14 protein-coding genes are annotated in these 15,803 nt (G+C 38.3%); 3 read left to right on the top strand and 11 right to left on the bottom strand.

What is annotated here, in order from left to right:
- Position 1 precedes the first annotated feature (1 nt).
- From murD to mraZ, 7 genes are read right to left on the bottom strand one after another with little or no spacing between them, the layout of a single operon-like run.
- On the bottom strand, positions 2–1,336 hold the full coding sequence (gene murD / locus GWK10_RS13805; RefSeq protein WP_164032965.1) for a UDP-N-acetylmuramoyl-L-alanine--D-glutamate ligase: 1,335 nt from the start codon (positions 1,334–1,336) through the stop codon (positions 2–4).
- Between the two features lie 9 nt (positions 1,337–1,345).
- Positions 1,346–2,581 carry a phospho-N-acetylmuramoyl-pentapeptide-transferase gene (mraY, locus tag GWK10_RS13800; protein WP_164032964.1) on the bottom strand — a complete coding sequence of 412 codons (1,236 nt, stop codon included), beginning with the start codon at positions 2,579–2,581 and terminating at the stop codon, positions 1,346–1,348.
- Positions 2,582–2,623: 42 nt separating this feature from the next.
- Positions 2,624–4,087 (bottom strand): UDP-N-acetylmuramoyl-L-alanyl-D-glutamate--2,6-diaminopimelate ligase, encoded by a 1,464-nt coding sequence (locus GWK10_RS13795; protein ID WP_164032963.1) that lies wholly within the window; start codon positions 4,085–4,087, stop codon positions 2,624–2,626.
- Positions 4,088–4,100: 13 nt separating this feature from the next.
- Positions 4,101–6,092 (bottom strand): penicillin-binding protein, encoded by a 1,992-nt coding sequence (locus tag GWK10_RS13790; protein WP_164032962.1) that lies wholly within the window; start codon positions 6,090–6,092, stop codon positions 4,101–4,103.
- A gap of 9 nt (positions 6,093–6,101) precedes the next feature.
- Positions 6,102–6,416, bottom strand: coding sequence for an FtsL-like putative cell division protein (locus tag GWK10_RS13785; protein WP_164033142.1), 315 nt, complete (start codon positions 6,414–6,416; stop codon positions 6,102–6,104).
- Between the two features lie 2 nt (positions 6,417–6,418).
- Positions 6,419–7,324 carry a 16S rRNA (cytosine(1402)-N(4))-methyltransferase RsmH gene (rsmH, locus tag GWK10_RS13780; RefSeq protein WP_164032961.1) on the bottom strand — a complete coding sequence of 302 codons (906 nt, stop codon included), beginning with the start codon at positions 7,322–7,324 and terminating at the stop codon, positions 6,419–6,421.
- Complete coding sequence (gene mraZ / locus GWK10_RS13775) at positions 7,302–7,766, bottom strand: division/cell wall cluster transcriptional repressor MraZ (RefSeq protein ID WP_164032960.1); 465 nt, start codon at positions 7,764–7,766, stop codon at positions 7,302–7,304. Before mraZ ends, rsmH begins: the two co-directional genes overlap by 23 nt.
- A 273-nt stretch (positions 7,767–8,039) precedes the next feature.
- Between mraZ and GWK10_RS13770 the strand changes: the two genes are divergently transcribed.
- Together GWK10_RS13770 and yihA are read left to right on the top strand one after the other, a co-directional pair.
- On the top strand, positions 8,040–8,804 hold the full coding sequence (locus tag GWK10_RS13770; RefSeq protein ID WP_164032959.1) for an alpha/beta fold hydrolase: 765 nt from the start codon (positions 8,040–8,042) through the stop codon (positions 8,802–8,804).
- 61 nt (positions 8,805–8,865) lie between these two features.
- On the top strand, positions 8,866–9,477 hold the full coding sequence (gene yihA, locus GWK10_RS13765; protein WP_164032958.1) for a ribosome biogenesis GTP-binding protein YihA/YsxC: 612 nt from the start codon (positions 8,866–8,868) through the stop codon (positions 9,475–9,477).
- On the opposite strand, the gene GWK10_RS13760 is transcribed toward yihA, so the two are convergent.
- Complete coding sequence (locus tag GWK10_RS13760; RefSeq protein WP_164032957.1) at positions 9,474–9,842, bottom strand: GTPase; 369 nt, start codon at positions 9,840–9,842, stop codon at positions 9,474–9,476. The two genes, yihA and GWK10_RS13760, sit on opposite strands and share 4 nt — an antisense overlap.
- Positions 9,843–9,927: 85 nt before the next feature.
- Here GWK10_RS13760 and GWK10_RS13755 point away from each other — a divergent pair, with 85 nt between their 5' ends.
- Complete coding sequence (locus GWK10_RS13755) at positions 9,928–10,575, top strand: methyltransferase domain-containing protein (protein ID WP_164032956.1); 648 nt, start codon at positions 9,928–9,930, stop codon at positions 10,573–10,575.
- Between the two features lie 50 nt (positions 10,576–10,625).
- Here GWK10_RS13755 and GWK10_RS18300 read toward each other — a convergent pair whose 3' ends face one another.
- The 3 genes from GWK10_RS18300 to gldB all read right to left on the bottom strand — a co-directional run bounded on the left by GWK10_RS18300 (position 10,626) and on the right by gldB (position 15,714).
- Entirely contained in the window at positions 10,626–14,285 is a 3,660-nt protein-coding gene (locus tag GWK10_RS18300) for a T9SS type A sorting domain-containing protein (RefSeq protein ID WP_204263137.1), read from the bottom strand.
- A gap of 122 nt (positions 14,286–14,407) precedes the next feature.
- Positions 14,408–14,740: a gliding motility protein GldC gene (gene gldC / locus GWK10_RS13735; RefSeq protein ID WP_164032955.1), complete on the bottom strand. Its 333-nt coding sequence runs from the start codon at positions 14,738–14,740 to the stop codon at positions 14,408–14,410.
- A complete protein-coding gene (gene gldB, locus GWK10_RS13730) occupies positions 14,740–15,714 on the bottom strand; it encodes a gliding motility lipoprotein GldB (RefSeq protein WP_262886663.1) in 975 nt (324 codons plus the stop codon). The genes gldC and gldB overlap by 1 nt, the downstream gene beginning before the upstream one ends.
- Between the last annotated feature and the right edge of the window lie 89 nt (positions 15,715–15,803).

Genomic DNA, 15,803 nt, shown 5'->3' with positions numbered 1-15,803 from the left:
ATTACAAATTGCGTACTGCTTCTTTAAATTGATTGCCTCGATCTTCATAATTGTCAAACAAATCGAAACTTGCGCATGCAGGTGACAACAATACATTATCTCCTTTTTCAGCAAACTCATAAGCAGCTCGCACGGCTTCCCTCATGGTTTGTGTCTCAACCATGATGTCAACCACACGACCAAAATTTTCAATGATTTTGTCATTGTCAACACCAATACAAATAATGGCTTTTACTTTTTCGTGTACCAGCGGAAAAAGTGGCGTGTAGTCATTACCTTTATCAACACCGCCAATAATCCAAACAGTTGGAGCTGACATACTTTCTAAAGCATAAAAGGCCGCATTAACGTTGGTTGCCTTTGAATCGTTAATGTAGGTTACATTTTGAATTTTGAGCACTTTTTCCATACGGTGTGGTACCGCCTGAAAATTAGAGAGCGACTCTCTAATAGTTTCTTTTCTGATACGGGTAAGCTGTGCTACGGTGGAGGATGCCATCGCGTTTTTGATGTTGTGCTTTCCGTCTAATGAAATAATGTCTGTTGGCATTGTAAATTGTTGTTTGTGTACTGTTATTACTATTTGATTGTTTTCTAAATATGCGCCTTGATCTACTTTTTTTGTAAGCGAAAAAGGCAATAATTGTGATTTTACAGGATGCTTTTGAAGCCAGTCCTCAATGATCGGATCATCTGCATCGTAAATGAGATAATCCTCCTCTGTTTGATTCATCGCTATCCGAAATTTGGATGCGGTATAATTTTCTAGTTTATAATCATATCGATCTAAATGATCTGGTGTGATATTGGTCAATACAGCGATGTGCGGTTTGAAATCTACAATACCATCTAACTGAAAACTACTGATCTCCAAAACATAGAAATCATGATTCTTTTCCGACACCATTTTTGCAAAGCTGTCACCAATATTCCCAGCCATTCCTACGTTAAATCCTCCTGCTTTAAGAATATGATTAGTTAACTCTGTTGTAGTGGTCTTGCCATTACTTCCCGTTATTCCAATGATTGTTGCATCTGTATACCCAGCCGCAAATTCAATTTCCGATATCACCGGAATTCCTTTTTCAACCAGCTGTTTTACCAATGGTACTGTATCTGGAATTCCAGGGCTTTTCATCACTACATCTGCATCCAATATCTTAGCTTCGGTATGTTTACCTTCTTCCCATAAAATCTCAAAATGTTCAAGAACGTCTTTGTACTTTTTTGCTATTTGCCCCTTATCAGATACAAATACTTCGTAGCCTTTTTGTTTTCCTAGAACCGCAGTTCCAACTCCACTTTCTCCTCCACCAAGTATGACCAGCTTTTTCATTTCTGATACTTATCTCAGTTTTAAAGTGACCACTGTTAGGATCGCCAAAAGAATTCCAATAATCCAAAAGCGCGCTACTATTTTACTTTCGTGATATCCCTTTTTCTGATAATGGTGATGCAAGGGCGACATTAAAAAAATGCGTCTTCCTTCACCGTATTTTTTTCTGGTGTATTTAAACCAGCTTACTTGCATTATTACGGATACGTTTTCTGCTAAAAAGATTCCACATAAAATGGGAATCAACCATTCTTTTCTTACTGCGACTGCCAGTACTGCAATTATCCCGCCGATGGTAAGACTTCCTGTGTCTCCCATAAATACTTGCGCTGGGTAGGTGTTATACCATAAGAATCCGATTAAAGCTCCCGTAAAAGCAGCGATATAAATCGTAGTCTCACCCACATTAGGGATATACATGATATTGAGATAATCGGAGAAAATAATGTTACCCGAAACGAAAGCAAATATGCCTAGAGTCAACACCGCTATAGCCGATGTACCAGCCGCGAGACCGTCGATACCATCAGTTAAATTGGCGCCATTTGATACTGCCGTAATAATGACAATGACAATTGGAATAAAAATTAACCAAGCGTACTTTTCATAACCATCGCCTGCCCACGTAATAAGATCAGCATAATCAAACTCATTATTTTTAGTAAATGGAATAGTAGTTTTAGTAGACTTTTCATCCGACTGAAACTCCCTTGCCGCAGGGCCATTTACTACAATCTCTTGATTAGAATTCGGAGATTTAAGCTCTTGCCGAATAGTAATATCCTCATGAAAAAACATCGTTGCACCAACTAGAATGCCAAGTCCTATTTGACCAAGAACTTTGAATCGTCCTTTTAACCCCTCCTTATCTTTCTTGAATACTTTTATATAATCATCAACGAAACCGATAATACCCATCCAAACAGTAGAGGCCAAAAGCATGATGATGTAGATATTATCTAGCTTAGCAAATAGCAGTACAGGTATTAAAGTTGCGAGAATAATAATCACACCACCCATCGTCGGTGTACCAGCTTTTTCGTTTTGACCTTTCAGCCCTAAATCACGAACCGTTTCGCCAACTTGTTTTGCTTGTAAATAGTTGATGATACGACGACCATAGATCATTGAGATCAGCAATGAAAACAGCACAGCCATTGCCGCCCGGAAAGTAATAAACTGGAAAAGCCCAGCTCCAGGGAATTGGTAATGTTGTTCTAAATATTCAAATAAATAATATAACATATGCCTTTTATTTCTCCTCCTCTATCGAAGAGGAAGCCAAGCTTATTTCTTTAACTTTTCCATTAATTCTTGTGCGATTTTGAAATCATCAAAATCGGTTCGTTCTCCTTTTATTTCCTGATAAGTTTCATGACCTTTTCCCGCAATGAGAATAATATCATTTGCCTGAGCTAATTGAATTGCCGTTTTTATCGCTTGCCTTCTATCTGTAATTGAAAGAGTTTTTTTATAATTCTGAGGTTCGACACCAGCTTCCATTTCGGCTATAATCGTATCAGGATCTTCACTTCGCGGATTGTCGCTAGTAAAAATTGCCTTCGTACTTAAAGCTGATGCTATATGCGCCATTTTAGGACGCTTGGTCTTATCTCGGTCTCCACCACAGCCCACAACAGTTATTAATTCCTCATTTTTCGTGCGGATATCATTAATCGTTTCCAATACATTCTTAAGGGCATCAGGTGTATGAGAGTAGTCGACTATGGTCGTTATCTTATCGTGATTTACGAAGTATTGAAAGCGACCTGAAACACTTTCTAATCCGCTAATTATTTGAAGGATTTCAATGGACTCTAATCCAAGTAATTCTGCAGTTGCGTAAATAGCAACCAGATTGTAGGCATTAAAACTCCCTATAAGTGTTGACCACAATTCTTGATCATTCAGTTTTAACAGCAATCCGCTAAACTGATTTTCTAACACCTGCCCTTTATAATCAGCATAGGTTTTTAATGCGTAGGTATATTTTTTAGCCCCAGTATTCTGAAGCATATATAGTCCGTTTTTATCATCAATGTTTGACAATGCAAAAGCCGACTTAGGAAGCTCATCAAAAAACACTTTTTTCACATCGCGATACTCAGCGAATGAATTGTGATAGTCGAGATGATCATGCGATAGATTGGTGAAAATTCCGCCAGCAAATGTCAATCCAGCAGTTCTTTTTTGATGAATGCCATGTGAGCTGACTTCCATAAAACAGAACTCAACCCCTTCCTCACTCATTTCTTTCAAATACCGATTAATCGTCAAGGAATCTGGAGTGGTATGCGTTGCTTGGTGAACTTTATCGTTAACCAATACATGTACTGTAGATAACAACCCTACCTTAAAACCAGCATCTTTAAACAGCTGATACAACAGAGATGCAATCGTGGTTTTTCCATTTGTGCCGGTAACACCTACAAGCTTTAGGTTCTCAGAAGGCACCTCATAGTAGTTAGAAGCCATTAAAGCCAGTGCCTGATTACAATCATTGACCTTTACATAAGTTACACCATTCACCAAATTATCAGGAAGCTTTTCACAGATAACAGCCAAAGCGCCCTGGGCAACAGCTTTTTCTATATAGTCATGTCCATCGACCTGCGTTCCCCTTATTGCTACAAAGGCATCATTTAAAGAAACTTTTCTAGAGTCAAAACAAATATTATTTATAACAATAGTTGTGCTACCCACTATTGAGTCCAGAGATACCCTATATAATATGTCCTTTAGTTGTAGCACTTTAATTGTTATTTTAACTTTTCAATTCGACCAGTTTTACTCCTTCAAGCTTTACTCCTGGTTTTATCGATTGATTTTTGATCTTTCCCGTTCCGGTAAAATTTACTTTTAGCCCCATATTTTCTAAAAGAGCTACAGCATCCATCACCACCATTCCTTTTACATTTGGCATTGTTTTTTGATCTCCCTGCGCTTTTTCATAATACTCCTCAAAATCTTCACTACTCATTACATTATCGACCACCAAGTTTTCAATCTCATCAACTGAAGGGGTTTCAGCATATATTTTCATAGCAATATCCTTGAAAACTGGCGCAGCAACATCGGCACCGTAATAACCAATCTCCTTATCAGGTTGATGAATTACTACTACACATGAGTATTTTGGCTCATCGGCTGGAAAATAGCCTGCAAATGAGGAAATGTATCGACCAGACTCTATCCAATAATTATATTGACAAGTCCCGGTTTTACCTGCCATCGAAAAGTTAGAATCATATATATTCTTAGCAGTACCACGACGCACCACATTCTTCATCATCTGCTGCGCTTTAAGTGCCGTTTCTTTGCTACAAATAGCTGCGTCAATGACCTCTGTTTTGTATGATTTGTAAGATTTATTCCAGGCACGCACCTCTTTTATAAATCGAGGTTTTACCATTTTACCATCATTGGCGATGGCATTATAAAATGTTAGTGTTTGCAAAGCAGTCATCGAAACTCCATATCCATGCGTCATCCAAGGCAATGAAGTTCCTGACCAATATTTATCAGTAGGATGCGGAATACTCGGATTGCCTTCACCTAAAATGGGAAGTCCTAGCTTTTCATTCAACCCCATATTATATAGACGGTTGACAAAACGCTCTGGCTTTTGCTTGTATTTTTCATCAATTATTCTGGCAAATGCGACATTTGATGACAGCTCAAATGCTTCGGCCATTGAGATTTTTCCGAATCCGCCCCATTTTGAATCTCGCACGGTGCGATCATAAAATTTGTAGCGACCATTTCCCGTATCGACCATATCACTGGTATCAATAACTCGATCTTCTAAAGCGGCGACCATGGTCATTAACTTAAAAGTTGAGCCAGGTTCATGCGATTCACCTACTGCATAATTTAAGCGCTCATAATACCCGCCTGCTTTAGCCTTTCCTAAATTAGAAATGGCTTTAATCTCGCCAGTTTTGGTTTCCATCACCACCACCGTTCCGTGATCAGCCTTATAATATTCCAGTTGTTTTAGTAATGATTGATGTGCGATATCTTGCATGTTCACATCAATAGTAGTCACTACATCATATCCGTCCTTTGGCTCAACCTCATTTGCATTATCGATCGGTTTCCACTGACCTTTTGCTATTTTTTGTTTGAGCTGATAACCTTCACTACCTCTTAAAAATTCACGAAAAGCACCTTCAATACCAACTCTACTATAATACCCTTCTTCGTCTTTTCGGTCATGGCCAATCGTACGCTCCGCCATTTTACCAATCGGGTGCTCGCGAATCGTTCTTTGCTCAACAATAAGTCCGCCTTTGTAGGCCCCTAAGTTGAACATTGGAAAGCTCTTTATACGCATATATTCAGCATAACCCAAACCTCTCGTTATCAATAGATATCTATTTTTTGTACTGCGAGCTTTCCTCAATTTCTGTTGGTAGTAAGATGATGGTTTACCCAGCATTACAGAAAGAGAATCTGAAAGTGGCTTTAAGTTTTCATTAAAATTTCCCAGAGATACGGGTGCCATTACATCAACCCGGATATCGTATTTAGGCATAGAAGTGGCCAGCAAACTACCATCAGCCGCATAAATATTACCCCGATTAGCGACAATAGTATCACTCTTGAAATTGCTTATTTGTGCAAGTTCCTTATATTTCTTCCCCTCTGAAACTTGAATATTGACAAGCTTAACGGCCACTCCAATAGCGAAGAGGAACATACATCCTGCTACAAAATACAATCGGTTCAATATGTTCTTTTCGTTAACTGGCAACCTAACTTGTTATTCGTTTTTAACTTTAATTTTTACTGGTGGGGTTTCTGAAGGAAAAACCTCCCGATACACCATATGTTTTGCGATCTGAGATTCCATTTTAAGCACCATTAGGCTTTTATGTAAATCGATATATTCTGATCGTAACTCTTTAACTTCAGCGCTCAATCGCGCTATTTCATGTACTTTTTTTTCTGCTCTGTGCGAACTGGCAATCATTATCAGCGCCAATAGCGCTGCAAATAGGATAAAACGCCAATTTTTAAAGGCATCTTCGTTTATCAAAAACTTGCCTTTTAGTATATCGTATATCCCTTTTTTAATCATTATAACTTTTTAGCTATTCGAAGTTTTGCACTTCTTGCTCTGTTATTTTCTTTTATTTCTTCTGCCGATGGAACAATCAATCCCCCAACTTTTTTAAGTGGGACATCAACATTACCGAACATATCTTTTTCAGGTTCTCCTTCAAACATTCCACTTCGAATAAATCGTTTTACCAATCTATCTTCAAGGGAGTGATATGAAATAACAGACAATCGCCCATCCTTTGACAACACTTTAGGAACCTGTTCTAAAAACTCTTTTAGCACTTCAATTTCCTGATTTACTTCAATACGAATTGCTTGATAAATCTGCGCTAACAACTTATGCTGTTTATGCTGCGGCAAATGCTTTTTTAAAACAGTCTTTAGCTGCTCGCTGGTTTTTATCGTCGCATCTGCTCGACCAATTACAATGGTTGAAGCCAATTGCCTTGCATTTCTCAATTCACCATATTGAAAGAACATACTTCTAAGCGCTTCCTCATCATATTCATTAATGACATTGTAGGCGCTTAAAGCCCCTGTTTGATCCATTCGCATATCAAGATCTCCTTCAAATCGAGTAGAAAAACCCCGACTTCCTTCATCAAATTGATGCGATGAAACACCAAAATCTCCCAAAATACCATCAACCTCCTTTACACCGTAAAACTTCAGATATCGTTGAAGAAATCGAAAGTTCTGATTGATAAGCGTAAAACGATCATCATCTATATCATTTTCTAAAGCGTCTTTATCCTGATCAAAAGCATATAACTTTCCTTTCGGACCAAGTCGGCTTAATATTTCTTTAGCATGACCTCCACCACCAAAAGTGACATCGACATAAATTCCATCCTCATTAATCGCCAGACCATCAACTGTCTCCTTTAGTAAAACCGGATTATGATACATCTTCTTCATCATTTCCCATTACCTCTTCTGCCAACTCCGCAAAATCCAGAGCAGCATCGTCAATAGCTTTTTCATAGCGATCCTTATCCCATATCTCAATGATATTTACCGCTGATGACAGGACTAAGTTTTTGCTAATTCCTGCAAAAGCGACAAGGTCTTTCGGAATCTGAAGTCTTCCCGTACTATCAAGTTCTACTGGCTTAACCCCTGCAGAAAAACGACGGATGAAGTCATTATTCTTTGGCTTAAACCTGTTTAACTTTCCAACTTTTTGCATCATCTTCTCCCATTCATCAATTGGATACAACTCTAAACACGGCTGGAACACAGCTCGTTTTACCACAAAACCTTTTTCAATGATCGGACTCAATTGCTTTTTCATGGCAACTGGCAACATGACGCGACCTTTCGCATCAACCTTACACTCGTATGTTCCTATCAATGAGTTCATCACAAAATGACTTGGGGCATTTGTTTAAAAACCAAATATATCGAAAAATATACCACATTTTACCACTTTATACCACTTTGTTGATAAGTTCTACTACTCGATCCCAAAAAACTCCATTTCTTTCGACCACCTACAAAACTTTATTCTTTAATTTTCAAGCAAAAAAAACACAAGAAAAAACCTATAAAACCTGAGTTTTAAGGCTTTAATTTTAAACAAGATTGATAATTCCTAAATGCCTATATTTGCGGTTGATATTTGCGAATCCCACGAATGAAAAACCACATAAAGAAGGAAGGAAAATTCAGTTATTTAGAACTAGGTGAAGGAACACCAATTATCATCCTACATGGTTTGATGGGCGGGCTAAGCAACTTTGACGGTGTCACCAATTTCTTCGCTCCGAAAGGCTATAAAATTGTAATTCCAGAACTTCCTATTTACGATATGTCGCTTATAAAAACGACCGTAAAAAGTTTTGCTACTTATCTTGAAGAATTTATCGAGCATAAAGGTTTTGATCAAGTTATTTTATTAGGAAACTCTCTTGGAGGTCACATTGGACTTTTGCATACGAAGCTTTTTCCTGAAAAGGTAAAAGGCCTGGTAATTACAGGTAGCTCTGGTCTTTACGAAAGTGCAATGGGCGATAGTTACCCAAGACGTGGAGATTATGAATTTGTGAAGAAAAAAGCGCAGGATGTTTTTTACAATCCTGAGGTTGCTACAAAAGATATCGTTGATGAAGTCTTTGCGACTATTAACGACAGAAATAAGCTGGTTAAAACCCTAGCTATTTCTAAAAGTGCCATTCGTCATAATATGTCGAAAGATCTACCAGATATGCATACTCCAACATGTATTATTTGGGGAAAAAATGACACTGTAACGCCACCAGAAGTCGCGGTAGAGTTTGAAAACTTATTACCAGATGCCGATTTGTACTGGATTGAAGAATGTGGTCATGCACCAATGATGGAGGATCCAGATACTTTTAACGAGCATTTAAATGCTTGGCTAACCAAGAGAGGTTTTTAAAACACTTAGATCGCTACGTCTCTTTGACCAGAAGTAGGGCGTTATTAATTTTCGAGAAAAAATGAAGATCACTTCAGCCAATTTTGTGATAAGCAATAGTGAGGTTAGTAAATGTCCTACAAATAAGCTGCCCGAATATGCTTTTATAGGCCGCTCTAATGTAGGTAAGTCCTCATTGATAAATATGCTGACTAACCGAAAGAATCTGGCAAAGACTTCAGGAAGACCTGGAAAAACTCAGCTTATTAATCATTTTATCATTAACAATAATTGGTATTTAGTTGATTTACCTGGCTATGGGTATGCACGTGTATCTAAAAGTGCTAAAAAAGTATTCCAAAAATTTATTACTGAATATTTTGAACAACGTGCACAGCTAGTTTCGGCATTTGTATTAATTGACATCCGTCATGAACCGCAAAAAGTTGATATGGAGTTCATGCAGTGGATGGGCGAACATCAAATACCATTTTCCATTGTTTTTACTAAGGCTGACAAATTAAAACCAAAAGCTATTGAGCGAAATGTAGCGGACTATAAAGCTAAAATGCTTGAAGATACCTGGGAAGAAATGCCAAATTACTTTATTACCTCCTCATCTTCGGGGATTGGTAAAGATGAGCTACTTAGTTATATTGGAGAAATTAATATGGAGATTAACAAAAACGCTTAAATCCGTTTCTTAAGAGCGTTTATTAACTCATCTACATTTTTTAGCGATCTTAACTGCTCATCATTTAATAAAACAGAAAAATATCCTTCCGATTCTGCTGCTACGATGGGATAAGAAAATTTATCCTCAAGCTGCTCATACTCTTCTTCAAACTCGTCGATATGTAGAAACTCAAATTCAATTGACGAACTTTCTCGAAACTGCCTCCATACCCCTCGCTCTTTAAAGGCACCATGCGTCAAGCTGCATAACGAGCACTGATATGTTTGCGGGCTTAGTAATTTATGACCAGCATCAAAAAGCCCGTGTATAAAGCCTGATTTCGCATTATATACCAATATAATTTTCTCCACCTTCGTTTCCATAAACTAAAAGTCGATCAATTAGCATCAACTTACAAGTTTGTACCAATTATAATTATCTTGCGCCTCGTAAAATTTTTCATTCATAATGATTGGTCGTATCAAAAAAGTCATTTTTAAGCTCTTTCAAAACCAGCTTTTCCCTGGCTCTAAAGATTATTGGGAAAAACGTTATTCTAAAAAAGGGAATTCTGGCCCTGGATCATATAATCGTCTTGCCACTTTCAAAGCTGAAGTATTAAATGATTTTTTAGCTAAAAACAACATACAATCTGTCATGGAATTTGGATGCGGAGATGGCAATCAGCTTACCCTTGCCAAATATCCGTCATATTTAGGCATTGATGTTTCAACTACCGCAATCTCATTATGCAAAGAGCTATTTACAGAAGATTCAACTAAAGAATTCTTCACCTATACTGATACAGAATTTAGATCGAAAAAGGTAGACCTCACTTTATCGCTTGATGTTATTTATCATTTAATTGAAGACGCAGTTTTTAATGCACATATGAGTGATCTTTTTAATCATAGTTCAGCATATGTGATCATCTACTCAAGTAATTTTGACAAAAAACAGACGTTTCACGAGCGTGACCGAAAGTTTAGCAACTGGATCGATCAGCACCAACCAGAGTGGAAATTAGTTGAAACTGTTAAGAACAAATTCCCATTTGACCCAACAGATCCTGATAACACCTCTAAAGCGGATTTCTTTATTTATAAAAAGTCATAAAAAGAAAAAGCCGCTTTTAGCGGCTTTCCTTTCCTAACAACGGATATTATTTAATTAATAACAACCTTCTTTTTAATCGCCATTCCGCTTTTCGGCTCGTCTATAGTAATTATATAAATTCCTGAAGGAATATTACGCACATTAAGATTTGCTGAATCGCCTTTTGGCACTTCTTTGCTAATAACAACATTACCAGTAAGGTCATACAAACGCACACTAGCATTACTTGATAATTGTCTGTCGAACTTCACGTTTAATGTTGCTGATGCTGGGATTGGAAACATTTTCGCACTCATACGCCCTGTAGCTTCAACGCGTTCTACGGTAATAGAATTTGATAAATCAAAACAACCTTGTAGATCATTTGCATTAGCATCTACCGCTAATCCACTAATCTCGCCATAGTAACGAATATACCAGATTAAGCATGTACCAGGGCCTGCTGCATCAAAATTCACCCCACGCGCATCATCCAGTGTTGGTGGCAGACCTAGTATTTTTCCGTCTAAATCAGTAACGATATAGCTAAAGCTCTCTCCACGACGCTCACCAGTAATATCTAGTCCTGAAGCGAAATCAGCTGTACCATCAACAGTAAAAGTATACGGCCCACCAGTTAAAGTCCCAGCCAGTGGCTCTTGTCTATACACTCGAATGTTATTTGAAAGATCAAAATCTCCTTGAAGATCATTGGCATTTTGTCCAACTTCAAGTCCACTGATATCGCCATTGTAACTCAAGTGCCAGATTAAACAAACTCCTGGGCCTGCACCGTCAAAGTTCACTGCCTCCGGGGTTGGTGGTAAACCAAGGATTTTTCCTTGCTCATCAGTTACCACATATTGACTATTGACTCCTGCATTACCAGATAGAGTAACACCCGATACATTATCAGCCTGACCATCGCCTACACAAAAGGTATACGGACCACCTGTTAAAGTACCTCCATTAGCTACAACTGGTGTTCTTTCAATTAAAATAGAATTAGAAAGATCGAAACAACCTTGTAAGTCGCCCGCATTAGCTCCTTCTTCTAAGCCAGTAATATCTCCGTAATAGCGTACATACCAGATCAAACAGTTTCCGCCTCCAGCTCCATCAAAATCAACATTCCTTGCAGCCTCTAAAGTTGGTGGTAATCCAAGAATATTGTTATCCGCATCAGTAACAATATAACTGAAACCATCACCTCTTCGTTCTCCGGTAATATCTAATCCAGAAGCCATATCAGCAATACCATCGCCTACCGTGAACCAATATGGCCCACCTGTTAAGGTTCCTGCTTCTGGTTCTTGTCGATACACTCTTATATTATTCGATAAGCTAAAGTCATCGCCTTGTAAATCGTTTGCATTAGCACCAGCTTCAAGTCCACTAATATTACCATTGTAACTTAGGTGCCAAATCAAACAAACACCCGGACCTGCACCATCAAAATCAACTGCACTTGGCATTGGTGGTAAACCAAGAATATTTCCTTGTTCATCAGTCACAATCCATTGGCTATTCACCCCTGTATTTCCTGATAAAGTAATACCTGATACATTATCAGCCTGACCGTCCCCTGCACAGAATGTAAATGGACCACCATCAATAGTTCCGCCATTTGCCACCGTTGGAGTTCTTTCAATTAAAATAGAATTAGAAAGATCGAAACAACCTTGTAAGTCGCCTGCATTGGCGCCTTCTTCTAATCCAGCAATCTCTCCATAGTAACGTACATACCAGATCAAACAGTTTCCGCCGCCAGCTCCATCGAAGTCAACATTTCTTGCAGCCTCCAGTGTCGGCGGCAAGCCTAGGATTTTTCCATCGGCATCCGTAACAATATAGCTGAAACCATCGCCTCGACGTTCTCCAGTAATATCTAATCCTGTAGCCATATCGGCAACTCCATCACCAACCATAAACCAATATGGCCCGCCTGTTAAGGTTCCTGCTAGTGGTTCTTGTCTATATACTCGTATGTTATTCGACAATTCAAAATCTCCTTGAAGATCGTTTGCGTTTTGACCTGCTTCCAACCCGGTGATATCGCCGTTATAACTCAAATGCCAGATTAAACATACCCCTGGACCTGCTCCATCGAAATTAACTGCACTTGGCATTGGTGGTAAACCTAAGATTTTACCCTGCTCATCTGTCACTACCCACTGGCTTGTTTGGCCAGAGTTTCCACTTAAAGTAATATCAGAAACAAAATCATCTTCGCCATCACCTGCGCAGAATGTAAATGGACCTCCATCTAATGTTCCCCCAACGACAGGAGGTAAGTTTCTTGTTACTGTAATCGCATTTGATAAATCAAAACAACCTTTAAGATCGTTTGCATTTGCATCTGCTTCCAGTCCAATGATATCTCCATAGTAACGGATGTACCAGATTAGACAAACACCTGCTCCCGCTCCGTCAAAATCTACATTTCTAGCAGCCTCTAAAGTAGGAGGCAAACCAAGAATCTTACCATCACTATCGGTAATGATATAGCTGAAGTTGTCTCCACGACGTTCTCCTTCAATATCTAGTCCGGATGCCATATCTGGTGTGCCGTCTACGGTAAATGTATAAGGGCCTCCTATTAAGGTTCCTGCTAGTGGTTCTTGTCTATATACTCGTATGCTATTTGATAATTCGAAATCTCCTTGAAGGTTATTCGCATTTTGTCCTGCTTCCAATCCTGTGATGTCGCCATTATAACTCAAATGCCAGATTAAGCATACACCTGGACCAGCACCATCGAAGTTTACTGCTTCTGGAGTTGGTGGTAAACCAAGGATATTTCCTTGTTCATCAGTTACTACATATTGACTGTTTTGTCCTGAATTGCCACTTACAGCAACTCCTGACACATTATCAGCCTCGCCATCACCTACACAAAATGTAAATGGCCCACCACTTAATGTACCGCCTACTACAGGTGGCAAGTTTCTAGTTACTGAAATGGGATTTGAAAGATCATAACAGCCCGCAAAATCGTGTGTGTTTTCACCTGGAGTTAAGCCTGTTAAACCGTCTTCATATCTAAGATACCAAATCAAGCAAACGCCTGCTCCCGCTCCGTCAAAATCAACTCCTTCAACGTCACTAATTGTAGGAGGTAAACCTAAAATATTTCCTTTGTCATCAGTAATTACAAACGTAGCATTTGTCCCACTACGATCTCTACTAAGCGATATTCCTGAAACAAAATCAGGTGTACCATCAACCGTAAAGGTAAATGGCCCGCCGCTCAATAAGCCTGCATCAGGCTGGTTGCGATATACTCGAATGTTATTAGATAAGTCAAACGTACCAAAAAGGTCAGTAAGTGCATTATTACCTACTTCAAGTCCGATACAATCATCTTCAAAACTCAAGTGCCAGATCAAACAAACTCCCGCACCTGCGCCGTCAAAGTCGACAGCTTCTGGTGTAGGAGGCAAGCCTAGAATTTTTCCTGTTTCATCGGTTACTACCCATTGCGAAAGACTTCCGCTTTCGCCTTCAAGAGTAATCCCCGATACATTATCAGCTTGGCCATCACCAACACAAAAAGTAAATGGTCCTCCTGAAATAGTTCCACCATCAACCGCTGCCCCGGGGTTATTGGTGTTAGGTTCAATGGCATATGTAAATACAGCCATTAGCATTAGCGCCAATCTCAGCAAATTAATGCTAATGCCACGCCAGTAATACGAAGATGCATTCGCAAATCGTAGAGATGTTTTCATTTTAATGGAATTTAGTTAATAATCAAAAAATTGATTGGTAAAACTAAACCCAGAGCATAAAAAAAAGTGTTAGCCAGCTAACACTTTTAATATATGTAATAAGGTATATTTATTCTTTTAAATTATTTCAATTCTAATTTCTCTGCGAAGTACTCGCAAAAATCTTTCATTGTTTCAGTCATTTTCTCATCTTGAGTAGCACGATGAAAAGTATCTGTCATAGATACCATTGTTTGATAAAAAAACATTTTCATATCATCAACTGGCATATCTTTCGTCCACAAATCAATTCGTAAGCTCTCTTTTTCTTTAGCGTCCCAGACAGAAAGCATCATTGCTTTTGCTTCTTCTTGGTTTACCCCACCATCTTCAGCGGACCAAAATAGCTTTTCGGGCACTCGGTTTTCATCTAAGCCAACCTTAATTCTAATTTCACTTTCTTTTACTTTAGCCATTACTTTTTTTTCGGTTTGTAATTTGAGTTTTTAAAGATTTCATCAGCAGGAGTGATCATTAACTCCTGTAACGAAACCTCGTTAGTATTCATGTACGCTCGTACAATTTGCCAACCTAGCCATTGCCCGATTCGGCCAGGTGATTCTTGGTCTATTTCTTTAAAAAATTTTGAAAAAGGTGCATTTAGTAAAAAACGCCTTACCAATTCCTTATCTGTACTAAATAACATTTCATTATCAATAAAATAACGCCAAACTTCCTCTTCATTTACCTCGCACCATTCAATTTGACTTGTATCATATCCTATTTTCACTTCATCTGTAGCACATGGTATTAGTTTATCTTTTAGATAAAGTCGTTTACCAAAATATAACATTTGCGCGATGAATGTTCGATTTTTGGGCGAACTAATATATGGCTTCGAAAACTCATTAATAACATCCGGTATTAGCTGTGTTTTATTTAAATTATTGCGCTCAAACTTAGAAATACCTTGATAAAGTTTATTTTCTTTTCCTAAATAGGTGTCGACCGCTATTGCCAATAAGGTATCAGAATAAAAGACCTTGTTATTTCTATCAACATCCGAAATTGCGGTAACTACCTTAGGGATTTTTGCTTTGGGAAAATAATACTTAATGTGTTTAAAAAGATTCCTTAGTTCAACTGACTCTTTTTCAAAATCGGGAAACACTAGGTTTACCTCTGCCATTATTTCTTGACGCAAAGTATCATTCATCCGAGCAATCCAAACGCTATCCGGAAGTTGTTGCTGAAACATATATGGATATTTCATCTTTAAAGATGAAAAGTCACTCGGGTTAGTCTTGTCAAATTCTTGATCGAATCTGTCAATAGTCAAAGTCAACGATATTTCTGCAATCTCTGGAGCAACTTCCTCACAATTCTTTTCTTCATTGCAGCTCAAAAGGCTGATTATGAGAAAGGAAAAACATAGCAATTTTCTAATCATAGGTTATTTAAAACGTCAGTTTTGTGTATATTTTACATCACAAAACGAAAGCTTATCTTTGTGACAAAGATACATTTTTACATTATAAT

This window comes from Spongiivirga citrea (assembly GCF_010671565.1).
In the GTDB taxonomy this organism is placed as follows: Bacteria; Bacteroidota; Bacteroidia; order Flavobacteriales; family Flavobacteriaceae; genus Spongiivirga; species Spongiivirga citrea.
This window is presented reverse-complemented; position numbering and strand designations above follow the sequence as displayed.

Excerpts from the sequence above, each read along its gene's own strand:
- murD (WP_164032965.1), bottom strand. The coding sequence starts at position 1,336 with ATGAAAAAGCTGGTCATACTTGGTGGAGGAGAAAGTGGAGTTGGAACT.
- mraY (WP_164032964.1), bottom strand. The coding sequence starts at position 2,581 with ATGTTATATTATTTATTTGAATATTTAGAACAACATTACCAATTCCCT.
- rsmH (WP_164032961.1), bottom strand. The coding sequence starts at position 7,324 with ATGATGAAGAAGATGTATCATAATCCGGTTTTACTAAAGGAGACAGTT.
- mraZ (WP_164032960.1), bottom strand. The coding sequence starts at position 7,766 with ATGAACTCATTGATAGGAACATACGAGTGTAAGGTTGATGCGAAAGGT.
- GWK10_RS13770 (WP_164032959.1), top strand. The coding sequence starts at position 8,040 with ATGAAAAACCACATAAAGAAGGAAGGAAAATTCAGTTATTTAGAACTA.
- yihA (WP_164032958.1), top strand. The coding sequence starts at position 8,866 with ATGAAGATCACTTCAGCCAATTTTGTGATAAGCAATAGTGAGGTTAGT.
- GWK10_RS13760 (WP_164032957.1), bottom strand. The coding sequence starts at position 9,842 with ATGGAAACGAAGGTGGAGAAAATTATATTGGTATATAATGCGAAATCA.
- GWK10_RS13755 (WP_164032956.1), top strand. The coding sequence starts at position 9,928 with ATGATTGGTCGTATCAAAAAAGTCATTTTTAAGCTCTTTCAAAACCAG.
- GWK10_RS18300 (WP_204263137.1), bottom strand. The coding sequence starts at position 14,285 with ATGAAAACATCTCTACGATTTGCGAATGCATCTTCGTATTACTGGCGT.
- gldC (WP_164032955.1), bottom strand. The coding sequence starts at position 14,740 with ATGGCTAAAGTAAAAGAAAGTGAAATTAGAATTAAGGTTGGCTTAGAT.
- gldB (WP_262886663.1), bottom strand. The coding sequence starts at position 15,714 with ATGATTAGAAAATTGCTATGTTTTTCCTTTCTCATAATCAGCCTTTTG.